Origin of the sequence: Nocardia sp. NPDC051787 (genome assembly GCF_040681325.1) — a bacterium.
Lineage (GTDB): Bacteria > Actinomycetota > Actinomycetes > Mycobacteriales > Mycobacteriaceae > Nocardia.
In genome coordinates, this window is the sequence record NZ_JBFAYO010000020.1 from 115,127 (window position 1) to 139,573 (window position 24,447).

Consider the following 24,447-nt stretch of genomic DNA (forward strand, 5'->3'; position numbering starts at 1 on the left):
CAACGTCAGCACATTCATGCCGGGACCCAGAATCGGCAGTTGGACGCGGTTCCCGGACCGGTTTCCGTTGTGGAACTGCGCCGTCGGAATTCGCGTTCGTCGCTGTGGAAGCGGTGGGTCCGGCTCCCGGCGGAGCTTGCGATGAGCGGGTTCCCGGCCATGCGTAGTGGATCTTCCGGATCGGACGACATCCCGTCGGGTGAGTCGGAAGTGACGTCGTCCCGGTCGATCGCACCGCCATGTCCGGCTCAACAGGACGTCGAGGTCGACCTTGCCGAGGCCGGCTTCGAGGTCGGGCCGTCAACGACCAGTCCGAAATAGGCGGTCGAATCGCGGATCACGCCGGGCGTCGCAGCTCGAGTGGTGCCACGGTGCTGCGTCTCGGCTGGACAGTTGAGCATCGACCCCCATCGCCGTCGTCAGTGATGGTATTCGCCGCCGTTGACATCGAGGCACGCCCCGGTGATGGCGCGAGCCATGTCGGATGCGAGAAAGACTACCGCGTCGGCGATTTCGTCGGGCTCGGGCAGTTTGCGCAAGTCGATCCCGGCGGCGGTCTCGGCGTAGACTTCTTCCGGGGTGATTCCGCGCTCCTGTGCCAGGTAGGCGAAATAGAACTTCACACTGTCGGCCCAAATATAGCCCGGTGCCACCGAATTCACCCGGATGCCACGGGGGCCGAGTTCACTCGCGAGGCTCTGCGCCAACGCCAGCAACGCGGATTTGGCCATCTTGTACGGGCCGAACGGTTGGCGGGAGTGCCGGAGCACGGAGGAGTTGATCATCACAACGGATCCGCGCGACTCCGCGAGGGCGGGGGTGAACAGTCGGGTCAGGCGTAGCGCGGCGATGACGTTCGTCTGAAATCCCTCCGCGACCGCGGTAAGGTCGGCCTCCGTCAGATCCATCATGGGTGGCATCGCGAAAGCGTTGTTCACCAACGCATCCACCCGGCCGAATTCGGCCGAGACCGAGTCGGCAAGACGCCGTGCCGAATCATCATCGTTGATGTCGGTCGGCACCGCGAGCACCCTCCGGCCCATCGCGTCGATCTCCTTGGCCACCTCGTCGAGCCGAGCGGCCGTGCGAGCAACGAGCACGATGTCCGCACCATGGCGGGCGCTCTGGATTGCGATCGCCTGACCCAAGCCGGGACCTACCCCGGATACCACAACAATTTTGTCCTGCAACAACACCCGAGTAACGCTAGCTCGATGCCCCACCGAGCTGAACCGCCGGTCGATCATTTTGCATTCCGCTGAGCTTGTGGTTATGGCGCCCAGCAGCTATTCCTCGAGGCAGCCGATCTGCGGGGCTCGGCGGGCCGATTGTGCCCGGTGCTGCGGGTAGAACTGCTGTGCCCAGGCACGGTACTTCGCGATGGGGCCGTCGCCGGCCGCGATTGCAGGGCGCTGGAGATATTTCTTCCGATTCCAGATCGGAATGTCGCGATCGAACTCGGCGACGACGATGCGGAATACGATGCGCTCCAGGAGCGCCTCCACCGGCCACCACAGGGCCCGGCCGAGCCGGGTCTTCCCCCGGCTGCACAGCGCGCTGCCGACGTGGGCGATCAGCTCGCGCTCGCCGATCGGTGTGCAGGCGACCAGCTGGCGCATCGACCATCCGCCGGCCGCGGTCGTCTCAACCAAAGAGAAACCCAATCCACTGATATGCACGGAGATTTCGGTGTCGATGTCCCCGATGAGCGGTGTCGGCCGGGCGAAGCCGACCGTTATTCGCAGGTGCGGACCATCCAACGTCAGTGGTTCGATCACCCGTACGCGCCCAAAGCGGTGCAGCACGCTCAAATGGCCGATGTCGACACCGTTCTCGACCACTTCCTGCGGGTGGCTGAAGACCTTCGGTCGCTTGAACCGCATCGGCCGCCAGCCCGGGTTGCCAGGCGGTGTGTCGATCTCCCACGGGGTTTCGCCGGGAGCGCCGTGCCAGACCATGACCAGGCCCGACACTTCGCGCAGCTCGAGCAGACCCAGCCGGGCGGCGGGCGGAGGCGCGCCGTACGGGGAGGAGGTGCAGTGACCGTCGGTGGCGAAGGTGAAGCCGTGGAACGGGCAGCGCAGTTCCTCGCCTTGCACGCTGCCGTCGCCGAGGTGTGCGCCGAGGTGCGGGCAGTATGCTTCGGCGGCGGAGGCGGTTGCGGAGCGGGTGCGGAAGACGACGATATCGCGGTCCATGAGCCGACGTCGTAGGACCGTCCCGGGCTGGAGTTCGGTGCAGAACGCCACGCCGTACCAGCCGCTTGGATACGGCGGCGGCGTGTCACGTGGTTCCCGGTCGGCGAGCGGATTTGCCTTGTCCGGTCGCCGGCTGCCGGCCGCTGTTCGGCTCATAATTGCCTCCTGGCTCAACAGGGCCCGCCACAGCCTCGGACGTACATCGCCGATGACGGGATGCGCGTGGACAGGGTGCGGGACAAATGGTGAATGTCGCCGAGTCGGCCTCGGGAAGACTCGTCTGCCGACCGGCATGCGCGGTTCGAGGGGATCGGGCATACCTGACCATCCTCCGGCGCCCTGTGTTGCGGATGCCGGAATAGTAAGTTGTGCCGCACCGGTGCGTTACGGTATGACCGGCCGCGGCGGAAGATTTGACATTGTCTTGAGTCGGCGGTCAATCGCTGACGGCCGATCTGGCATGTTCCCCGGATCTGCCAACCTCAAAAGAAGATAAATTCACACCCACCCGATTGTGCGATTCGCCGGGTGGTCATACGTTTGGAGTTGTCGGCACGAACAAAAGCAGTCGGCAGGTGCGCCACGCCCGATCATCACTGCCGGCTACCGGCGCGCGCAGAGTTCGCCATGCGAAGGGTTGGAAGTGAATTCGGCTGGTGTGACCCGAAAAGCGCGAACCGGCGCTGCGCACGGCGCGTTCCCGCCCGGTCCGAAAGAAACCCCTGTCCGCCAACTTGTCGAACTCGGTACCCGGCCGTACGCGTTCCTGGATCGCTGCCGGCGCGAGTTCGGTGAGGTGTTCACCCTGCGGCCGTTCGGTCAGGGGCCGATGGTGTTCTTCGGAGATCAGGAGTCGATCCGCTGGATCTTCACTCGGCCACGCGGCGCGCTTGCGCATCACAACGATCAGGTGGGGCTATTCATCGGAGAGCGTTCGGTGCTGTTCTTCGAAGGAGACGAACACCAGCAGGAACGGCGCCTGTTGACGCCGGCCTTCCATGGCGAGCGGATGCGCGCCTACGGCGACATCATGCGTGACGCCGCCGCGGCCACCGCACGGTGGACCGACGGCGCCGCGGTGGAGATCCGTCCGTACCTGCAGCGGATCAGCCTCGAGATCATCTGCCGCTGCCTGTTCGGTGACATGGACGAGGCGCGGAATGCGCGGATGCGAGACGCCGTCGAGTATTTCGTCGACGCGGCGTGGACTCCCGCACTATATCTGGCATCCAGTTTCATTCCGCCGCAGCGGATCCGGCGCTACTTCGACCGCCGATCCGCCGAGTCGGACCTCGGGTGGCTAGCCGGTGCAGCGAACCGAATCCTCCCGCAGCGCAGGCTCGCCCGCCATCGCATCGAGATGAGCCGGGCGGTGTACGAGGAGATCGCCCGCCGCCGCGGCGATGCCACGTCTTCGCTCGATCCCGCGCGGTATGGCACCGACGTGCTGGCCATGTTGTTGTCTGCCCGCGATGATGACGGCGCCGGATCGAGCGACCGCGAGATCCACGACGAGATCCTGACGCTGCTGATCGCCGGGCACGAGACGACAGCGACAACGCTGGCCTGGGGGTTGCATCACCTGGCCGGTGCTCCCGCCGTCGGTGAGCGGCTGTATCGGGAACTGCGTGCCGCGTTCCCGGACGGCGTGGTCGCTCCCGATCACATTCGGCGCCTCGGGTACCTACAGGCTGTCGTGAACGAGATCATGCGGTTGACCCCGATCGCGGTGGCCGTGCCGCGGCGTTTGCGTGAGCCGGCCCGCCTGGCCGGATACGACCTCCCAGCGGATACTCTGGTAGCGGCCAGCGTCTACCTTGCCCACCGCAGTGAACGACAGTGGGAAAGCCCCGACGAATTCCTGCCGGATCGCTTTCTCACCGGTCGCGCCTCGCCGTTCGCGTTTCTGCCTTTCGGCGGTGGCGTACGCCGCTGTATCGGTGCCGAATTCGCGAACTACCAGATCGGCATCGTCTTGGCGCAGCTCTGGTTGCACTGGCGGTTCGAGCCGGTGGCGGGATTCCGGGTGCGGCCGTATATGCGTGGAGTGACCGTGGCGCCCCCACCCCGGATGCAGGTGCGGGTCCACCGCCGTTAGTGCTGAATCCCGTTCGGGTACTCGATACCGGTCAGTCGTTCCGATTCGCGCCACAACCGTTGCTGTGTCCGCACATCGAGGGCCTGGCGGGCGGGCTCGGTCAGCACCGGATATCCCTTCAGCCCGAAAAGACCGGACGGACCGTAGAACTCGCCCCCGGCCACCTGCGGGTCCACGGCGGCACGCACGATTGCGAGTGCCCCGGCCGCCGCGGGCTGCTGTACCAGCGAGATCAACGGCTGCAGCGGCGGTGCGGTGACGAGTATCCGGACACCCGCAGTTGCGCGGTGCGCCCACTGGGTCTTGGCGACGCCGGGATGCGCAGCAACGGAGACCACTCTGGAGCCGGCGGCGGTGAGCCGCCGCTGCAGTTCGAAAGTGAACAGCAGATTGGCCAGCTTGGATTGGATATAAGCGAACATGTAGTGGTATTTTCGGCGCTCGAAATGCAGGTCGCCGAAGGCGATGGCCCCGTACCGGTGCGTGGCGCTGCTGACGGTGACGATCCGGGCCCCTGGAACGGCGGCGAGCCGGTCGAACAGCAAGCCGGTGAAGGCGAATGGGCCCAGGTGATTGGTGGCGAAGGTGGCCTCGAACCCGTCGACGGTGCGGACTCGCTGGACCTGCGTGGTGCCCGCGTTGTTGATCAGCAGATCGATGCGGTCGTGATTCGCCCGGATCTTTTCGGCGGCCTCGCGTACAGCGGCCAGTGACATCAGATCCAGTCGCACGACATGCAACTCGGCGGTTGGTGCGGTCTCGCGAATCCGGACGGTGGCGGCGACGGCCTTGTCGACGGTGCGGCAGGCCAGCACCACGGCTGCGCCGCGTTCGGCGAGAATCCGCGCCGTCTCGAAGCCCAAGCCGCTGTTCGCCCCGGTCACTACCGCCGTGCGCCCCCGGAGATCCGGCACATCGGCACACGTCCAGTCCGGTGTCGTCGTTCGACGACGCATTCGCCCACCTCCTGCCGCAGTACCCCGGGTAGGCCGCTCGGCCGCGTACTGTCGGCGGTTACCCGCTTTGTGCTGCATGCGCTGTCGCATCCGCGGCGGGTTCGGGTTCGAGCCGGACCGGAACCGACGTCGGACCGCCGGTCGCGATCTGCGGGCCGTACGGGATGCGATCCAGCTCGCAGGCGAGGCTCAGTCGAGGGAACCGGGTGAACAGCGTGGAGAGCGCTATCCGGCCCTCCAGCCGGGCGAGCGCCGCGCCGAGGCACACGTGCGCTCCCCGCCCGAAGGCGAGCGTGCCGCGGTGATCGTGATCGATGTCGAACACGTCTGCGTTCGGATATCGCTCCGGATCGAGTTCGGCGAGTCCGGTCCAGCAAACGACGCTGCCCGCGGGGATATCGACACCGTCGATCGTGACGTCGCGCAGCGGGTACCGGAACAGCGATGTCGTCGACGGGGAGCGATAGCGCAGTGTCTCCTCGACAACGTCGCTCCACCGATCCTCGGACAATGCTTTGGCGAGCTGGTGCGGATGGGTGCACAGTGCGATCACAGCGTTGCTCAACAGGTGCACGGTGGTGTCGTGCCCGGCGGCGATCACCAGCCACAGCATGCCGACGAGTTCCCCATCGGACAGCAGGTTGCTCTCGTTGCATCGCAGCAGGGCCGTGGTGAGATCATCACCGGGATCGCTGCGCTTCCGCCGCAGCAGCTCGGCGAGGTAGCCGATCATCTCCAGCTGCGCGGCCTGTACCAGGTCGGGCTTACTCACATCCGTCGTGACCCATTGCCGAAGCTGTGCCCGTTCGCCTGGCGGCACCCCGAACAGCTCGCAGATCACCTGGACCGGTAGCGGCGCACTGAAGTGGGCAACGAGGTCGAAGTCGCCGCTGCACGGGAGATTGTCGACGAGATCGCGGATGATCTGCCGGATTCGCGGCTCGAGCGCGGTGACCCTGCTCGCGGTGAATGCGCGGTTGATCGTCCCCCGCAGCCGCCGGTGTTCTGCTCCGTCGGTGTTGAGCATGTGCTCGACAAGAGCCCAGATACGCACCGGCGAATCGGCCGGGATGCTGCCGTCGTGCAGTGCCGGACATGCCTTCGCATTCTTGCTGAACAGCGTTTCGTCGTTGGCGAGGATTTCGGTGACTGCCCGTCGGCCGACGGCGACCCAGGCGGGCACTTCACCGGCAAGCTTTACCGGAACAACCGAACCGAGTTGCCGAATTCGTTCGTAAGTCTGGTAGATCGACTCACCCGAAGTGGGGATATGGATGACGGACTCGGTCATGAACGGATCCTATGCCGCACTGTCTCCGTGTGGTACCGGACGATTCACGATAGCGGAAATTTTGACAATGCCTTGAGCCGAAAAGTTCAGATAACTCCGGATTTCGACCGGATAACCGATGCGGTTCACGACCGGATCGCTGAGCCCGGCGTGTCCGTTCTCGTCATTGCGTGCGTGCGATGCTTCGTCGGGGGACGGCGGCGATCTGACGGGTAACGCGGTGGTGAGGGTGTCGGATCGAAGGCATCCCGGCTGGAAACCCCTGCCGCGCCGTCGCTGGCATCCAAGCTGCGTGACCCGGGAAGATCGTGCCGGATCTGGATGGCACAGATCCCACACCGCTACCGCTCCCAGGTGATGCGCCACTCGAGTGATCGTCGCAACGTCGTGCAATTCCCCGGTGCGGTAGTCGACTGCGCCGGACGCCACCACGGCGAAGTCCTCGGCAAAACTGATGCCGAATTTCCGACTACGGTTTGTCCGCGCGCGGCACCGATCAACCGCCCCTATGCAGTCGCCGATCGCGTAATTGCCCGTTGCCCGAAGCCCATCGGATCACGAACCCGATCTGCGTACCGATGTCGGTGGGAGAGCCGGAGCAGATCATATTGCGAAGCTCCGGTCGGGGCCGGTTCGTAGTTCCATGGACATATAGACCGCGCCGGCACCGTAGCTCTGTGGGAGGCTGACCTGGGGATAGGAGCGGTAGCCCAGTGGGGCCCAGAACACTTCGGTGCCGTGGACTGCGACGAGCGAGATTGTTTCGAATTCTCGGGCCGGTCCTTGCTCGGCGAGGTGGGTCAGGAATCCGGGCGCCAGTCCACGGCCGCGTAGTGATTCCGTGATGACCATGTCGTGGATGTGAAGATTGCGAGATCGGGCGACGCTGTTCTCTATGCTGCCCAATTCGGGGCAGCGGAAGCGCGGGTAGGGAAAGGCCAGCAGGTAGCCGCCGAATTCTCCGCTGTGTTCGAGCACGAAACAGGTAGTGGGGGAGGCGCGGCCGCGGGAGCGTAGGGCGTTGCGTCCTTCGGACAGGCCGCTGACGGAGTAGGCGCGTGCCTCCAGCGCCACGATGTCGTCCCAGTCGGCCTCGGCCAACTGCCGGATCCGGATGCCGTCGGCCATTCAGCTGCTGCCTACGGCGTTCGCGCCAGCACCGATACAGGTGTAGGGCAGTGGACGAAATCCGTTGAAGCCCTGCGTGGTGTAGGAAGTGGCGTAGGCGCCGCAGGAGAGCACCCAGACCGGGTCCCCCGATTCGGCTGCGCGGGGCACCTGGAGGAGCTCGCCATCGCTGGCGTATGCGTCGTCACTATCGCAGGTAGGTCCGGCAACCACGGCCGGTACGTACTCCGCACTCCGGTGGGTGGGAAACTCCATCCGGTACTGCAGCTGGTCCATTTCGTAGAGGCCGTTGAACTTCCCGCAGCTCAGATACAGCCAGTTCTGGCACTCGCCGCTCGGCTGATATCGTGACGACAGCCGGGCCACGTGGGCACGAATCGCGCCGTGGTCGGCCACCAGATGGCGGCCCGGTTCGATCAGAAAACGCAGCGGTGAGGGCGACATCTCGCGAAGCCGATCCATCCCTTCGCGGATGACGGCGAATATCTTGTCCAGCGGTGGATGCAGCGGCCGGCCGCGCCGGTCGAGATATCCGACGGCGGGCAGGCCACCGCCGAGGTTGATGTGGTCCAAGGCGATCCCGCGCCGATCCAGGACCTCGGCCACAGCAGCGAGTTCGTTCACCGCGCTGCGCCAGGCTGACGCGGTCATCTGCTGGGACCCCACGTGCACCGACAGGCCGGACGGTGTCAATCCCGCCGCGCGCGCGGCTTCCAACACCACGACAGCGGCGTCCGCGGAGCAGCCGAACTTACGACCGAGGCCCCACAATGCCCCGTCCCCGCTGGTGGCGAGCCGACAATAGACGCGCGAGCTCGGGGCGTGCACTGCCAGCGCTGCCACGTCCTCGACGCTGTCGGTCGCGAAGTCGCGGACTCCGAGCCGATACGCCTCGGCGATATTCGAATCGGACTTGATGGTGTTGCCGTAATGGACTCGCTCGACCGGCACACCCGTCCGCAGCGCCTGAGCGATCTCGCCCGGGCTGGCGGCGTCGAATCCCGCGCCCCGCTGTGTCAGACACGCGAGCACCTCGTCCACCGGGCACGCCTTCAGCGCGAAGCGTATCGAGACGCCGGGGAGTTCGCGCCGCAGCGTCGTGTACTGGGCTGCGATCCCGTCGAGGTCGAAGACGATCCGGTCGTCGGTGGCCGCTGCGAGGGCAGCACGTAGCGATGAGGTCTCCGAATTCAGCACAGCCCCAACTGGCTTTCCATCGATCCGTAAACCATTGCTGTCACGCCTGAGTCGCTGGTATCGGGCTACGGGAGCTTCCTGCAATGCCGCTGGCCGTCGTCCTTCAGGAACGACCATTCGAAAGCATCTTTGGTATTCGGTCCGTAAATACCGTCGGCCGCTGTTCCCGCAGCGCGCTGAGCTGTGATAAGTGCCGATCGAGTCTTCTCTCCGAATATGCCATCGGGGGCCAGATCTGCCGAGTAGCACCTGTTCAAGTTGTTCTGAAGTTTCACCACCCCGTCACCGCGATCACCTTGTCGCAATGTGCACGAATAGGAGCCCTCTGCCTTGTTGTAAGGGAGGTCGACCCGCCCCAAGCTGCTGTAATTCAAGAACGCGGCGTTGTAACAGATGTTCCGGTACGGGATGGCGGCCGCTGGCGCGGAGGTGGCGAGGTTCGGCCCCGCAAAGAACAGTGCAAAGGTTGCACTCGCAAACGCTGCTCGAATTACCTTGCTTCGCATCGTAGGTAAGCATCGAAGTTGCATGGTTTCTCCTTGCAGCACGCGGGATACTTCGGGGAGAAGGTAACATCTGGATGTCTGAGGCCGTGCTCTGCAATCCAAATTTGATCGTCCCTTGAGGTGGCATTCTCGGGCGAACGCTCTCGTCGAATATGTTCGATCCTGTAGAGCTTCGAGGGATACCATTCAGGAGCGGTGATCAATCGGTGAGATGCCGCAGGAGGTGATGGATGTCGACTTCGAGCGGATGCAGTTGGACGCGGTGCCCGGACCGGTTTCCGTTGCCGAACTGCGCCGTCGGAATTCGGGTTCGTCGCTGTGGAAGCGGTGAGTCCGGCATCCGGCGGATCGTGCGATGTGCGGGTTCCCGGCCATGCGTGGTGGATCTTCGACCTGACATGATGGCGCGATGCGCGATCTGACGACCCTGATCGAGGTGGACGACCCGGCATGGCCCGAGCTCTCGGCGGCGATCGCCGATGCCGCGGTGCGGGTGGATACGGCGGCGGTGCATCCCGGCGTCGCCCACGCGACGTTGCGGCAGCTGCAGGTGACGGCGCGGTCGTATCTCGGGGGCCTGGTGCTGAATTGCGGCGGGCTCATGGTCGATGACGGCTGGGTGCGGGTGTACGGCAGTCCGCTGCCGGGCGATGCCTGGCAAATGCCGGGGTTCGCTCGGGTGAACGGGTTCCCGGTGGACGCTCGACCGGATGGGATGCCGGTCGAGGGGTTGGTCGTCGCCCACGATGTGCTGGGTGGTGTGTTCGTGCTGAACGGGACGGATCCGGCGGCGGCGGGCAGGCCGGGTCGCCCGGGCGAGATGATCTACTTCGCGCCGGAGACGCTCGGCTGGGTGGGCTTGGACTGCGGATACTCCGACTGGCTCGGCTGGCTGTTCGCGGGCGGGCTCGCCGATTTCTACGCCGACGTCCGGTGGCCGGGGTGGCGCGGCGAAGTGCGGCAAGTGAGTGCGGCGCAGGGTCTTTCGGTGGTCCCGTTCCTGTGGGCAGAGGACAGCGGGGGAGCGCCGCGCAGTCGCCGTCCGGTGCCGTTGCACGAATTGCTCGGCATGGGGCGGGAATTCAGCACACGACTTTCGGGTACCGATCCCGGATTCCTCGGGTTCCAGTAGGGCCGCTCTGTCACGGTGCGGACGAGCGCGGTCGCCTCGAACCTGCGGGTTCCGCCGTCGTCGAGCACGGCATGACGGTCGACGGACACGAAGTCTACGGCCCGTCGCGGTTCTTCGGATTGAAGGTAGATCCGGTGTCCATCCGCGCTGTCCGCTCGGCTCTGGACGTGGAAGTGCAACGCAAGCTGTGGCTGGAGTGCGAACGGCGGACCTGGGTCGTGCTTCCGCTGTGAAACGGAACAGGCTCCGGAAGCTCAAAGAAATGTAAGAAGCTGATATCCAGCTTGTTATGGGGGAATCGCGGCGACCAGAATCTGGCGAACGACGAGCATTCGAGCCGGGATGTGGACTGCCCTGCTCGTTGACCTGCCAGGAGGCATCCATGTCCCAGCCAGGACCGCCGCAGCACGACCCGGCACCGGGAGAACCGCCCGCCCCGTCGCCGACGGGGCCGTCATTGCGTAAGGGCGACGGTGGCGCGGCGTCCATGGCGCAGGCCGCGGAACCTGGTGCACCGCAAGGGCTGCCGCCCTCGGGTAGCGGGCAGCCGAACACCCCGCAGGGGCAGGCGTTCCCCGAGGGCGGCCAACCCTCTCCGCAAGGTCAGCCGTTCGCGCCCGGACCGGGCGAGTTCCCGCAGGGCCAACCGTTCCCGCCGGGCGGACAGCCCTTCCAGGGTGACCCGGCCCAGTTCCCGCCCCACGGCGGCCCGCATGTCCCGCCGCAGGGCCAGGGCTTCCAGCAGCCGCCTCCGTACGGGCAGCCGTGGCCGCCGCAGCAGCCGCGCAACGGGCGCGGCGGCGTGATCGCGCTCGTTCTCGTTCTCGTGGTCGTGGTGCTGGCCGGCGGTGGCGCCGGTGCGTATTTCGTATTCTTCCAAGACGATTCGAACAAGAAGCCGGTCATCGACACGTCCATGGATCTTGCTGACGCACCGATGGGCTGCGGTATCTTCACCGAGGCCGAACTTGCTCCGTTCATCCCGGGAGCGTTCACCACCGAGCCGACCGAGATCCTCGGCGGTGATCGGGACCACGAGAAGTCGGCGCAGTGCAGTTTCAGCAACCAGAAGACCCGCGCCCAAGGCCAACCCGTCGCGTGGATCATCGTGACCACCAAGCTGCTCAAGGCGAACCAGAGCCACTCCGGTGTGCAGAAGGCCAAGACCGAGCTGGGACGCCGACCCGGCAGTGCGGTTGGGGTTCCCGGCACCGACGACGATCGGTTCCGTGAAATGAAGAGCAGCAGGGGCAATGTCAACGATGCGGAGATATCGATCCTCTATCGCAACGTGGTCATCAACATCTCCTACCACTACGACGGTATGGGAGCCAACAAGTTCACCCAGCCCTTGATGAAGCTGTCGACGATGGCATTGGAGAAGGTAACCGGCTGATTCTGATCGGTGACGGCCGACCGGGCATCCCCTTGCCGGGTTTCGACTCCGATCCCGGCAATAATCCTTGCCGACTTCGAAACCCTGTCAACATCAGCACATTCATGCCGGGACCCAGAATCTGCAGTCCCGTATACCTGCGAGAGGAAATGATGGAACGGGCTGCTGTCCGCGGACCTTCGCTACCCATGATGGCCGCTGTCCAGCTCGTCATCGGCGGTGCGTATAAAAGTGTGCAGTGATGCAGCGAACGGGCGATACGACGCGAACCTGGCCGCCAGAGTGTTGACGGGCGCGTGGCGAGGTCTCGTCGAGGCGGCAGCCATTCGCGTCGAGGTCTGTGCGGGATCGACACGGCTCAGGCTCGAGGTGACCGCGGACGACTTCGCCTACGGTGAATTCACCGCGAATTCGCGGTATGCCAGGGTGGTAGCCACAGCCGCCACCGTATTGCTGAACGCGGACTCGGGTGAGTTTTTCCGGCCGGCTTACAGTCACGATGGCTATCGATTGGCGGGCAAGTGGGTTCGTCTCGATCCCCGCTGGGTCTGGGGGCGCCCGGATCCCGAACTCGGGTTGCCGTGGCGTCGCAACGGACTGAAGCGGTCGTTCCCCCAAGTTCTCGATGCACTGCGTCCGGACACGCTGGCCTGGGCCGTCGATCGGTTGCGGATCGGTGTCCGTACCAGGTCGGGCGGAGACGAATACGGCAGGCTGCATCGGCGCAACGTATCGATCGATCCTCGCCGTGGCGTGTTGCGAGTACACGTCGGTGACGTCCGTGGCGAATTCGCGCTCGAACCGCCGTACGATCCGCACTGGCTGGCCATGCGATGGGGCGCGGGAGAGCTGACGGTGCACGTCGAATCGACCGCGATCGATGCGCGTGCAGTGCACGCCCAGGTCTTCGACGTGCTGGGCCCTCCGGCGCCGCACGGCCCGGTCGCGACGAGGACAACGACGGGCGTGCACCGTGTTCCGCCGGTTGCCGCCCCCGGAGAGGACGTCTGGATACCGCCGGCCGAATGGCGGCGCAGCGCGGTGCCGTTCCGCGGAAGTGGCTCGTTGTTCGCCGTCGTCCCGCCGACCAGCACAATTCCGAAGGTGATCGGGGTACCGGAGCCCGATATCGGAGACGTCTTTCCGACCGGGCTCCACTGGAATCTCACCGTGCATCCACCCGAGGCCGTGGTCGAACAGCCTGCGCTGAGTCCGCTGGGGCTGGCGATGTTCCACGCGCTGGTCTCACCCGAGCCATGGATCGGAGACCCGGTCGAGCAGGAGGTTGATGCTTGGATAGCCCACTACGGGTTGCCCACCGCGTGTGAAGCGGCAACTCGCCTGCTCGGGCTGCGACCGGAAGGACGCGTCGAAGCCGGCGGCGTCACGATGTCCCAGCATGCGACCCAGATGTGTGACGACCATCCCGGCATCGCAGGGTGGATGCCGGTGTTGACACGAGTCCGCGAGCATTTGGCGGCCGCGGGGCAGGTCGACTACGACGAGGCGGTGGAGCGGCTTGCCGCGGTGCGGGAACGGTCGAACTGGCTCTGGGCGCAGATCGCGACGGCGTATCTGGTTCCGGAACGGCAGGACTGGGTGGACGCGGCCCTGCGGCACACCCCTCGCCACGAGTCCGGGTTGACTCCCTATCTCTTTCTCGGCCATTCGATTGAAGCACGCGCACAACTGGACCGGCTGCTCGCGGTGTGCGACACCCTCGTCGTCGAAGCCTGCCTGCCCAGCCTGGTCGACCGGCTGGGCCCGGAAGCGGCGGCAGCCATGGCCGAGTTGCTCGACGAAAAGATGGGCAGAACGCCGCCGCGATCGTCACCGTCGTTCGGGGTCACGGCCGAACAGCTTGCCGCCCTGCTCGCAATGATGCCCACGGAAGAGGCTTTCGAGCTGCTGCTGGACCGGGTCGACCACGAACTCATTTACGACGCCGTACGCCGCGCGGCCTCCCGGTTCCCCGGGCGTGCCGCACGGTTGATATCCCGGCGCGTCGCATCGGCGCCCGCGCCGATCCTGGAGTCGGTGCTGCGGTCCCACATCCGCGCGCATCCTGAACTCGCTACGGAAGCAGGGCTTGCGCCGGAGGACATCGGTGCGAACCTCCCGATCGCCACACCCGATGAGCTGCCCTCCATCCTCGCTGTTCCGCCGTGGACAGGCGCGCGGCGCCGGCGGCGGCCGCCGATGCGCGGACTGGGCCACAAACGTCCCTTGTCGTTGCGGTGGGTTCCGGGCGAGCAAGCCGAATGGGCGGACTGTACGAGCACAGTGCCGTTTCGGCGTCTCCTGGGCACTTTCGAAGAAGAAGCGCTCGACGACGTCATGCGCGCGGCGGCCGAAAGGCCGATCGCGATGGCGGCGACGTTGGCGCCGGTCGATGGCACGGACATCACGGAGCTGATGTTGGATGTGCTCATCAAGACCCGGGCATCGGATGTCGCGCGAACTTGGTTCGAGCGACACGCCGACTCGGCCCTGCACGACCTGATCCCGCTCGCGCTCGGAACCTCGCGGCGTCGTGTGGTCGCCGAAACCGCGCTCCGGATGCTGTACGACCGGGGCCACGCCTCGGCCATCACCGCGACGGCCGCGGAATACGGTAAGCAGGCCGCGGCCGCGGTTGGTCATATCGTCCGGATGGACCGGAATTTGGTTCTGCCCAGGCGGATTCCACTCGTACCCGACTGGCTCGACCTCGATCGCCTGCCCCGGATTCGACTGCGCGATCGGCATGCGGCCTTCCCCACGACCGCGGTCTGCGCCCTGGTGCGCATGCTGCGGATGTGCAGTCCCGGCGCCGACTACCCGGGAATCGCGACCGCTCTCGTAGCGGCCGACCCCGTGTCGCTGGCCGAGTTCGGGCGGGAGATGTTCGATGCGTGGCGCGCGGAAGGCTTCCCCGGATCGCCATACTGGCCCACGCACGCCCAGGCATTGCTCGGTGACGACGAGACCGCCCGCAGACTCGGCTCACTGATAACCGGATCGCTGCCGCTGCCCGTCGCCCATCGCGCACTCGATGCTCTCGTCCGGATGAACACCGAGGCGGCGCGAACAGAAATCGCCAGGATCGCGGATGTAACCGGCCCCGGACGGCTGAACAGACGCGCCGACCGGATGCGGTAACCGGCACCGGTACCCCGCTGTGCGGACCCGCCCCGGCGCCGGCATCCAACCTGGTGATCCGGGAAGATACTGGCAGGCTGAAACGCTCGCATAGTCCAGCAATACGATCGGCGGCGTCGTGACGTGGATCCCCAGCAGTGCAGGGCCCCGGCGAGGGCGGTCCCGGTCTCATTCGGAGCGATGGTGCGACTTCCGTCTCCGAATCGTTTGTGCGATAGCCATCACTGCGGAAAATATTGCCGTCGCGCCAGCCGTAATCGCGGAACTCGTGAGCTTCGCGGTGGAGAACTCGACTTTGCGCATCCCAGGCAGCGGGTATTGCCCGTTGCCCGAGGCCCATCGGATCACGAAGCCGATCTGCGTGCCGAGGTCGGTGGGAGGGCCGGAGCCGAGCATGGCACGTAGCTCCGGTCCTCTTCCGTTGAGATAGACCAGGGTGCAAGTGATGAAAACCGCCATGGCCACCGCGGAACCGGTCGTCAGGCGAGCAAGCGCTTCGGTGCGTGCCCAGAGGTTGATCACCGCGGCGAGGACGGTGAGGAAGATCGCGATGGTGGCGAGAATTGCCCACTTGCCCCCGAGATTGCTGTGGGCCGGCGGACTCTTCGACCAGAGGCCCACGAGGGTAGTTGTGATATGGGTTTGACCGAACGCATTGCTGTAGATGGTGCCGTCGGGTCCCCCGCTCGCCAACCACGGCTTGAACAGCAGGGTGAATGTGACGATGCTACCGGCCGCGGCACACAGGTAGCCCCAGTTCCCCTGGAGATAGGTCACGAGTGGCCGGACCCACGAGCGGCCCTTCGCGATGACGACGCGAAGTTTTCGGCCATCCGGGCGCCAGCGCCACCGCCAGCGCCTTGCCGCGGCGGGCTGTTGGTGACGATTCTTGCTTGCTTGCCAAGGAGTTGGCCGCGTCATTATTCTGCTCTCCGTTCATCGGCCGGACATCGGCAGCATGCGAGTTCACCTGATCCGAGCACGATGCCGGAGCGCGTCCGATCGAGCCTGCAAGTACGCACGTCGTGGCAGCTCCTTCAGTCGTTGACGGCCACGCTGGGGTTCGGCTCCGGCTTCGCCGCGGAAAGCGGATCCGCGATGTCCTCCAAGGACTTCCGTTCGGCGTTCACTCCGAAGAACCACGCGACCAGACCGCCGAAGATCATGAATCCACTTCCGACGAGGTAGCCCACCGTGAGCGGGAACCGGTCGGGGCTCGGGTTTTCGGCGCCGCCCACGAGGTGGCCGAAGAGAAACGGTGCGATGACGCCGCCGACGCCCTGCGCGATGGCGAAGAAGAACGAGATGGCTTGACCGCGCAGTTCCAGTGGGAAAATCTCGCTTACGGTCAGATAGGCCGAAGACGCACCGGCCGAGGCGAAGAAGAAGATTACACACCAGAGAAGAGTTTGCGTGGTGGCGGTGAGTATGCCGGCATTGAATGCCCAGGCAGAGACGAAAAGCAAGAAACCGGACCCCAAGTACGTTGCACAGATCATCTTCCGGCGGCCGATGCTGTCGAATAGCGGGCCGAGTACCAATGGCCCGACGAGATTGCCGATGGCGAACGGGAAGAAGTAGTACCCGGTGTGGTGGGCGGGCACGTCGTAGAAGTTGATCAGGACGAGACCGACGGTGAAGAAGATCGCGTTGTAGAGGAAAGCCTGGGTGGCCATCATCGTGAACCCGAGGAACGAACGGGAGGGATACTGCCCGAAGAAGATTCGCGCCATCCGAGTATATGAGAGCCGCTCCGAGTCGACGATGTTCAGGGCCTTGCTCTCATCGACCGGTGGCAGGTCGATTCCGCGGGCGCGTACCTGCGCCTCGATCTCGTCGACGGTCCGCTCGGCCTCCTCGGCCCGCCCGTGCGTCAGCAGCCAGCGGGGGCTTTCGGGAATGTGCCTGCGCAGGAAGATGATGATGAGACCGAGCACGGGCCCGATGAAGAAGCCGATCCGCCATCCCCAGCCTGTCGGGATGAGACGCTCGTTGAACAGAATCAGACTGGCCGCCGCTCCCAGCGCCGCACCACCCCAATAGGTGCCGTTGATCGCGATGTCGACCCGGCCACGGTACTTGGAAGGCATGATTTCGTCGATCGCCGAATTGATCGCCGTGTACTCCCCGCCGATTCCGGTACCCGCGATGAAGCGGAAGAAGTACAGTGACCATGCGTTCCACGAAAATCCGGCCAATCCACTGCCGATCAGATAGATCGCCAGGGTCAGGATGAACAGTTTCTTCCGGCCGAGTCTGTCGGTGAGCCGGCCGAAGACGAGTGCGCCGACGACTTGACCGGCGAGATACCACGACGCCATAGCGCCGACCTGGCCGGACGTCAGATGCAGTGCTTCGGCGTCCTGGAGTGGTCCGCCCATGCTGCTGACGATCTGGATCTCGATACCGTCCAGAATCCAGGAGACACCCAGCCCGACGACGATCAGCCAGTGGAACTTCGTCCACGGAAGCCGGTCCATCCGGGCGGGGACCAGGCTTCGAACTATCTTGGTTTGCGTTTCCGGCATGAAATGATCACCTCAGTTCCAGAAAATGTTGGTTCGCACGCAGGTTCGCGTCACCACGACGGTGTGAACAGCGCGAACCGAGAGGTCGCGAAGTACGGACGCGATGACCGAGGTCGGACAACCATGCGCTGCGCAAGGGCATGGGGCCGAGTCGATGCAACTCCCGAGGCCGGTGCTCGGCGCCCGGCGAACCGGACGCCGCGACCTGGGGCAGCGCAGCGGGATCGCGTCTCGACATCTGCAACTCGGCGTCGCTCCTCAGCGCCCAGCGCGCAACATGATCGCGCTCAGGCTATGTGGGTATGACTTATCTACCGCGCCATCATATGACGGTACGTTGGAACGTGTGACAGGTTACGGGATACTGGCGTCGGCCGATACCAGTTGTAGGACAAGTCTTTCCATGCACGTCGCAGTGCGCTTCACGCCGGAGGCCTCCTGTCGACATGCTTCTGGGTAGTAGGGAACGCGCCGTTATCTGACGGCACGATGCGTTGCGGATACCTCGGAGGTGCCCCCGCTCTGGCGGCAACCTTTCATCTACCTGGTCGGGACCTGGGTGCCGAATTATCAACTGCCACTGTGAATCGCAGGTCATGGCGGACCTTCGACGGCTCCAGTCAGCAGGTGGCTACCACTATGCGGCCGCAAAGAGATGGATTCTCGCCGGGCCGTAGGTGCGCGAGCCACCGTACAGCGACTTCCTCCAGTCGCCGAACGAGTAGGCGCCGGCGGACCGGCACCGGGCCCGGGATGGGGCCGACATGCCGGCAACAGTGAAGTTCGACTCCTCCAAGGTTTTACACTCACTTGAGTTATGTCTTCGACTCGAACCCGGTGACGCTCGCTTCGGAAAAGCCTGAGGGGCAGTAGAAGTCGCCGCCGGATGCGTGCGAGTCGATGTCGGCGCGTATGGTTGCCAGCGCTTCGATGGCCGCTGGTTGCTGCGCCCGAGTCCGATTCGAATATCAGCTTCCTGCTCGAATCGCCGTGCGTCTCATCGTAAGTAAGCATCGAAGTTGCATGACTTCTCCATACAGCACGCGGGATGATTTCGAGGAGGTGGCTTCTCGGGTCCGAGACTGTGCTCTGTATTCCAGAACTTTTGATCGTCCGCCGAGGTCGTGTTCTCGGGCGACCGCTCCTTCAAGTATGGGTGGGATTCAGGGGTCCTGCTCGACTGCGGCGATGTCGCCGAGTTCGCTGATACGGTCTGCATGGGTTCGCGGTACGCCGAGATCGAGGGCCCCAAGCACAAGCAGAAGACGCATTGGTGGGTCGGCCACCCCTGGTACTGCTATCTCCAGGAGATCGGCATGGCCGAGTACACGGGCGGTTCGTGCTGGTCAGCCGCGTTGTAGGCGGATTCGGCGAGGGTCTTAAAGGCAGGTAAAATTTGACAATTGGATCTCCGGTCCGGCATGGGCGCCGACTAGCGTCCATCAGGTGAGTGATTCGATCGGGTGGGACGCCATCGATGGCGCGTTACGGCAGCTGTACGGTGTGCCAGACCTCATCCTGTGACCGAACACCCCTGGTCGCTCGGTGGTCCGGACCCGCTCGACGGAATCAGCGCTTTGCGCGGATGGATCCGGTTCCGTACTGGCATTACATCAGTTATGGCATGTCCGAGCTGTACGCCAAGGAGTCCGGGGATGCGGCGGTCTCGGGGTGGGGAAGGCCGCCGAGGGCGGCAACGCGCCCACGCTGCTGCGGCGGCTTTGGTCGCGAATGCCGTTGTAAATCATCGATATCGACCGCGGCTCGCTGGTCGCTCCGAGACAGCGGAAGGGATTCCTTTATGTCCGCACCACCCGTCCTGCGCGGGATCTACCGTGACCTGCAGAAGACATGGGGTCCGGAGGACGGCGGCTACGTGTTCGAGAATGGGCCAGGGCCCGTCGACCGGCTCGATGTCCTGGTCTACCGCCCGACCGATACCGTGCCGATGACACTGTTCGCCACCATCGGAATGTCGGTCGAGGCCATGCCGTCGACGCCAGGAGCGGGTGGGGACCAGCGTGCCGAACTGCGGTTCGGTCGGCGTGGATCGCTCAGCCGGGAAGAAGAGGGGGCCGTCGCGAAGCAGCTTGCCAATATCGCGATCTTCCCGTGGAATGGCGGCAGTGGGCTGGCTTGGGGACATGTCGTGGGAATCGACAACGACTTTCCCACCTTCGCCGGTTGCCGGGCGGTCTTCCTGTCCGGTCCGCTCACCGAGAACAGTCAGGACTGCCTGTGGGTCGGCGATGATGTCGTGCGGATCCTCAACGTCGTGCCGATCACCGAGGACGAGCGCGCGCGGGCGCGGGCGATGCGCCCAGGCGATTTCATCTACGAGCTCATGGACGAGGTCGATATCTTCAGCGCCAGAAGCAATTCCGATGCTGCGACGTGATCGTCGGGAAGTACGCACTGCGTGTTGAGACCGCCTGAAGAATCCGTTGTGCCGGAGCGAGTTTTCGAGCATCCCGATGAATTCGCCGACGCGCTGAACCTGCTGATCGCCGACGCGGTGTGGGCGGTGGCGAACAACGGCGACACCGGGCCCGCCGCGGATCTTGTTGCGGCACTGGACCGGTGGTGCGCGGATCCGCTGGTGTCCAAGGCGGCGGCACTCGCCCTGAGCACGGTGGAGTTGCGGTCGTGGAAGCTGGCGCCCCTGCATCGAGCCCTGGTGCGGGTGGCTCGGGCCGCCTGGCGTGCGTGGCCGAACCGGTCGGATCTGGTGCAGGAGTTGCGCCGCAGAGCCGAAGTGGCGCATGAGGACGACAACAGTCTGGTGGCCGCGGATCTCTACGCCATCGCCGTCGAATTGTTCGACGTCCGGCCGGGCCAGGATCGAGCCGGGGCGCTGCCGCTGGTGGCCGACCTGTTGGAGGATCTGGTGGAGGTGCTCTCCGAAACCGGTGGGGATGGGCCGACCGAAGTGGCCGAGCTGATGTCGCGCGGCGCGGCCGCCGCCCGCTGGCGCATCGGCATACTCCAGGAACTGGCCCGGACCGATCGCACCCGGTATCTGCCATGGCTGGCCGACGCCCGGATGGCCGCCGTCGAGTTCGTGGCGTGGGTGGATGGCCGAGCTGCCGGTGTCGATCAGTCCGAGCGCGGGATGCACCTGTACCAGGAGTTGTTCGACTCCGCCGGTCTCGCGGTGCTGCCCCGGCTCGAGCATGCCTGGTCGAAGCACATCGCGATGCTGGACCGCGTCGGAGACGAGGGTGGGGCGGACAGATGGAAGCGGCGCCGCGACGACACGCTGCGTCGCCTCGTCTCCACCGTGGCCGATATCGGGTCGTCGCGGGAGCTGGCGACGTTGATTCGGATGCTGCGCGTTCGTGATATGCACGCCGAGGTGGTGGTCGTTTCGACGCGCGCCGTATCGCTGGCCGAGACCACGGCCGAGGACAAGGCCGGGGCGGCGATGGTGCGACTGGCCGAAACGCTGCGGCGGCACGGCGAGTATCTGCACCACGTCGGGCAGCGCGCCGAAGCCGTGCGGAGCTGGCACCGCTTCATCGAGGTGCGACAGCAAGTGTGCGACGGCTCGGTGGGCGTTGTCACCGCCGTGGCGGACGACTACCGCGCAGTCGTCACACTGGCGAAGAAACTCGGAGACGGGGCGGCGGCCGTCGAGTTCGGCGAAGGCGCGATCACTGAACTGTCGCGACTCGCCGAGTTGAACCGATCCGAACATCTTGCCCCGCTGGTAGACGAATTGCGGGCGCAGGCACAGCGATTGCGTGTAGCCGACCGCAGCGCCGAGGCATCCGATATGGCCGAGCGGGCGGTCGCGCAGGCCCGGACCCTGGTGGCGATGGACCCGCAGCGATACCGGCCGAATCTGAGCTGGGCACTGACCTGCGCCACCAGGATGCACCTGGGCTCCTGGCGGATGGCCGAGGCGGACCGCCGCTCGGGTGAAGCGGTTGAACTGATCGAACAGCTGGCTCGAGAAGAACCGGACAGTTACACCGCCGCGCTGGCCGGCGCCCTGCAAAATCGTACGGTGGCGCTGAACCACCGCCGTGATTATGCGCAGTCGCGGGAGACGTCGGAGCGGGCGGTGGAGCTGTACGAAGGTCTGGCGGTGAACAACGCCAAGCACCGCGCCTCGTTGGCCAATGTGCTCTGCACTCGCGCGCTCATTCTGTCGCACCTGCGCGAGTTCGATGCTGCTTTGGTCTGCGCGGTCCGAGCGGTAGACCTCTATTCGCAACTGGCGGAAAGCAATCCGCGAACCTATTTGCCGGAGCTCGCTTACGCACTGAACAAGGTGGCGTCTATTCACGAGGACATGGGGAACACCGACGCGGTGCGATCGACGGCGACCCGGGTGTTGGAGATCTGTGAAACCTTGCAGGAGGGCTCCATCCGGGACCTTCGGCAGGCCTCCGCGCTACATGGGCTGGTCCGCACGCTGACTCGCCTCGGTGACATGGCTGGAGCGCTGGCTTATTCGACACCGTTGCTGCAGATCCGGGAACGGATGGCTGCCCGTGACCCAGCGGCCGAGGAATCGGAATTGGCTGTCGCCCTTGGTAATCACGCGCTGTGCCTGGGTGGCTGCGGTCGACCTCGCGAGGCACTCGAGTACACGCGTCGAGCCTTGGCACTGTGGCGGCGATTGTCCGAATCCGAGCCCTACGCGTACCAGAAGCGGCTGGTCGGCGCCCTCGACCAACACGCGACAGGTCTGTGGGCAACCAGCCGGTCCGAGGAGGCGCTCGAGGTGTCGACCGAGGCGGTCGAACGTTACGAGCAGCTGCTGGCCGACGACCGCGACTTGTACCTGAACGCTGCTGCCATGTGCGTGGACAATCACGCGCTCCGGCTGGACAGCGTCGGCCGCGCCGAGGAAGCTGTCGCGACGGGGTTACGCGGGCTGGCCATGGCCGAGGAACTGGTGGCCCGCGATGCCCGCGCCTACCGTCGCCACCTCGGCACGAGTCTGATCAACCACGCGGTTCGACTGCTCGATCTCGGCAACGGCGCGGAAGCGCTCCAGTACACCACCCGCGCGGTTGCCCTGTTCGAGGAGCTGACGCCCGACGGCGCCGCCCATGCGCGGAGTCTGGCTCGGGCACTGCATCATCAGGCCCGCGCGCTGGAGCGCGTCGATCGGCAGGCCGAGGCGGTATCGGCCGCGGAAAAGGCCGTGCGGATCGTCGAATCCCAAGCTGCTGAGGATCGCCGGTCCAACCTCACGATACTGGCCAATACTACTCATGGCCTGGCCGTCCGGCTCGTCAATGCGGGGCAGTGGCCGCGTGGCCGGGAGCGATCACGGGCGGGAGTGCAGCTGTGGCAGGAATTGGCCGACCGTGATTCCGAGCTGCACCTGCCCGACTGTGCCGCAGTGCTCGAGTACCACGCCCGGTTCTGCCGCGACAAGAACGAATGGGCCGAAGCAGCAGCATATTTCGAGCGTGCCGCGGCCGCGTTCGAGGAGCTGACCGCGCGTGATCCGGCGCGGTATCGACGCGATTGGGCCCACGCCGTGGAATCCCACGTGCACGCTCGCTACCGACTGGGGGAGTGCAGCCGCGCTTCAGCGGAGGTCGATCGCGCCCTGTCGATCCGGCGGGACGCCGTTGCGGAATCTCCAGAGGAGAACGTGCCGTGGCTGGCGTCCGGCGAGGGATGGGCGGCACGGTTCCGGCTCTACCTCGGCGAAACAAATCTGGCGCGAGCACATCTCGAGCGAAGCGTCGCCCACTATCGCGCGCTCATCGACGCCGGACGAGACGTTCTGGCTCCGGAGCTGGTCTACGTCCACCGTCGGTACGCTACGAGCCTTTGCGAGAACGGGTTCCGCACGCAGGCGTCGATTGCGATGTCCGAAGCGGTGCGGCTGACACTCCACTTGGTCGCGACCGACCGCGCTGCGCACAGGTCCGGTTTGGCCGAGGCGTTGCGGGACCAAGCGTGGCTGCTCGCCGAGGCGGGACGCCGGTACGGTTCGGTCGCGGCGGGGCGTGCGGCGCTGTCGCTGCTGCAGGAGATCATCGGCGAAGGCGAGAGCGATCACCGTTGGCGCCTGGCCGATTACCTCGACTCGTTGGCCGACAGTCTGGCCGAGGTGGCGCGTTATACCGAAGCCCTCGAGCTGAGTGATCGCGCGCTGCCGATATGGGAGGAACTGGCGACCGAGGAAGGCGAGCCATCAACGGATTTGGCATGGTCGCTGTGGCACCGAGCTCGTTGGCGGACAGCCTTGGACGAGAGTGACATCTCGGTGCTTTCCCTTTCCCAGCGTGCTGTCGAGATCTACCAGCAGACATCGGAGACGCGTCCGGGCGACAAGAAGTATCTGGCCGGGGCCCTGGTTGATCACGCGCGGCACCTCGCTCTGGCCGGACGCCATCCGGAGGCAGTGGACCACAGCTCGCGCGCACTGGGATTGTGGGAGGTGTTGTCGACCGACCAGCCTCGGGTGCATCGACCAGGGCTGGCCGACTGCCTGCGCTGGCACGCCACTCATCTGGCGCAGCTCGACGAGCAGGATACCGCCATCGAATGCGCCTGGCGAGCAGTGGAACTGGCCGACGAAGCCGCCCAGCGAACACCACTGCGCTATCGGCCCGACCTGGCGGCGATCTGCGGTGCGACCGCACGGCTGTTGCACGACCGGAAACCGGACGAAGCCCGCGAGCTGGCAGCGCGTTCGGTCTCGCTCTACACGCGATCGGCCGCCGAGCACCCCGGGCTGTTCGGACCCCAGTTGCGCGAGGTGCAGGCCATGGTCAGTCAGTGGGATTCCCGCGGATGACGCACCATGGCAGCGGCGTTGCTCTCTTCCACGACTCCCGACAGTCCCCAGGTGATCTCGGTGGAGTGGGTGAACTGCGCTCGTCCGACAGAATAGTGAGGTGA

General features: G+C 65.4%; 17 protein-coding genes. 8 read left to right on the forward strand and 9 right to left on the reverse strand.

All coding sequences use genetic code 11. From position 1 onward, the window contains the following. Positions 1–419 precede the first annotated feature (419 nt). Positions 420–1,247, reverse strand: a complete 828-nt coding sequence (locus AB0M45_RS21750; RefSeq protein ID WP_364331934.1) for an SDR family oxidoreductase — start codon at positions 1,245–1,247, stop codon at positions 420–422. A 39-nt stretch (positions 1,248–1,286) separates the two neighbouring features. Further along, complete coding sequence (locus tag AB0M45_RS21755) at positions 1,287–2,354, reverse strand: Rieske 2Fe-2S domain-containing protein (RefSeq protein WP_364331937.1); 1,068 nt, start codon at positions 2,352–2,354, stop codon at positions 1,287–1,289. A gap of 487 nt (positions 2,355–2,841) precedes the next feature. Between AB0M45_RS21755 and AB0M45_RS21760 the strand changes: the two genes are divergently transcribed. Beyond that, complete coding sequence (locus AB0M45_RS21760; protein ID WP_364331940.1) at positions 2,842–4,296, forward strand: cytochrome P450; 1,455 nt, start codon at positions 2,842–2,844, stop codon at positions 4,294–4,296. Here AB0M45_RS21760 and AB0M45_RS21765 read toward each other — a convergent pair. The 5 genes from AB0M45_RS21765 to AB0M45_RS21785 form a co-directional block, all read right to left on the reverse strand. Then, positions 4,293–5,252 (reverse strand): oxidoreductase, encoded by a 960-nt coding sequence (locus AB0M45_RS21765; RefSeq protein ID WP_364331943.1) that lies wholly within the window; start codon positions 5,250–5,252, stop codon positions 4,293–4,295. The two genes, AB0M45_RS21760 and AB0M45_RS21765, sit on opposite strands and share 4 nt — an antisense overlap. 58 nt (positions 5,253–5,310) lie before the next feature. Continuing rightward, positions 5,311–6,543, reverse strand: a complete 1,233-nt coding sequence (locus AB0M45_RS21770) for a cytochrome P450 (protein ID WP_364331946.1) — start codon at positions 6,541–6,543, stop codon at positions 5,311–5,313. Positions 6,544–7,146: 603 nt separating this feature from the next. Next, positions 7,147–7,671, reverse strand: a complete 525-nt coding sequence (locus tag AB0M45_RS21775) for a GNAT family N-acetyltransferase (protein WP_364331949.1) — start codon at positions 7,669–7,671, stop codon at positions 7,147–7,149. Continuing rightward, positions 7,672–8,868: a type III PLP-dependent enzyme gene (locus AB0M45_RS21780; protein ID WP_364331952.1), complete on the reverse strand. Its 1,197-nt coding sequence runs from the start codon at positions 8,866–8,868 to the stop codon at positions 7,672–7,674. Positions 8,869–8,933: 65 nt separating this feature from the next. Continuing rightward, entirely contained in the window at positions 8,934–9,374 is a 441-nt protein-coding gene (locus AB0M45_RS21785; RefSeq protein WP_364331955.1) for a peptidoglycan-binding domain-containing protein, read from the reverse strand. Between the two features lie 409 nt (positions 9,375–9,783). Between AB0M45_RS21785 and AB0M45_RS21790 the strand changes: the two genes are divergently transcribed. The 4 genes from AB0M45_RS21790 to AB0M45_RS21805 all read left to right on the forward strand — a co-directional run bounded on the left by AB0M45_RS21790 (position 9,784) and on the right by AB0M45_RS21805 (position 15,043). Further along, entirely contained in the window at positions 9,784–10,506 is a 723-nt protein-coding gene (locus AB0M45_RS21790) for a DUF2625 family protein (protein WP_364331958.1), read from the forward strand. Between the two features lie 71 nt (positions 10,507–10,577). Further along, positions 10,578–10,739 (forward strand): hypothetical protein, encoded by a 162-nt coding sequence (locus AB0M45_RS21795; protein ID WP_364331961.1) that lies wholly within the window; start codon positions 10,578–10,580, stop codon positions 10,737–10,739. A 149-nt stretch (positions 10,740–10,888) separates the two neighbouring features. Further along, on the forward strand, positions 10,889–11,902 hold the full coding sequence (locus tag AB0M45_RS21800; RefSeq protein ID WP_364331964.1) for a hypothetical protein: 1,014 nt from the start codon (positions 10,889–10,891) through the stop codon (positions 11,900–11,902). Positions 11,903–12,271: 369 nt separating this feature from the next. After that, on the forward strand, positions 12,272–15,043 hold the full coding sequence (locus AB0M45_RS21805) for a hypothetical protein (protein WP_364331967.1): 2,772 nt from the start codon (positions 12,272–12,274) through the stop codon (positions 15,041–15,043). A gap of 168 nt (positions 15,044–15,211) precedes the next feature. Here AB0M45_RS21805 and AB0M45_RS21810 read toward each other — a convergent pair whose 3' ends face one another. Continuing rightward, positions 15,212–15,820 carry a hypothetical protein gene (locus tag AB0M45_RS21810; protein ID WP_364331970.1) on the reverse strand — a complete coding sequence of 203 codons (609 nt, stop codon included), beginning with the start codon at positions 15,818–15,820 and terminating at the stop codon, positions 15,212–15,214. Positions 15,821–16,080: 260 nt separating this feature from the next. Continuing rightward, positions 16,081–17,571 carry an MFS transporter gene (locus AB0M45_RS21815; RefSeq protein WP_364331973.1) on the reverse strand — a complete coding sequence of 497 codons (1,491 nt, stop codon included), beginning with the start codon at positions 17,569–17,571 and terminating at the stop codon, positions 16,081–16,083. A 1,217-nt stretch (positions 17,572–18,788) separates the two neighbouring features. On the opposite strand from AB0M45_RS21815, the gene AB0M45_RS21820 reads away from it, so the two are divergent. The 3 genes from AB0M45_RS21820 (at position 18,789) to AB0M45_RS21830 (ending at position 24,343) form a co-directional block, all read left to right on the forward strand. Continuing rightward, entirely contained in the window at positions 18,789–18,932 is a 144-nt protein-coding gene (locus AB0M45_RS21820) for a hypothetical protein (protein WP_364331977.1), read from the forward strand. A 440-nt stretch (positions 18,933–19,372) separates the two neighbouring features. Further along, positions 19,373–19,969 (forward strand): suppressor of fused domain protein, encoded by a 597-nt coding sequence (locus AB0M45_RS21825; protein ID WP_364331980.1) that lies wholly within the window; start codon positions 19,373–19,375, stop codon positions 19,967–19,969. A gap of 48 nt (positions 19,970–20,017) precedes the next feature. Next, complete coding sequence (locus AB0M45_RS21830; RefSeq protein WP_364331983.1) at positions 20,018–24,343, forward strand: hypothetical protein; 4,326 nt, start codon at positions 20,018–20,020, stop codon at positions 24,341–24,343. Positions 24,344–24,447 lie beyond the last annotated feature (104 nt).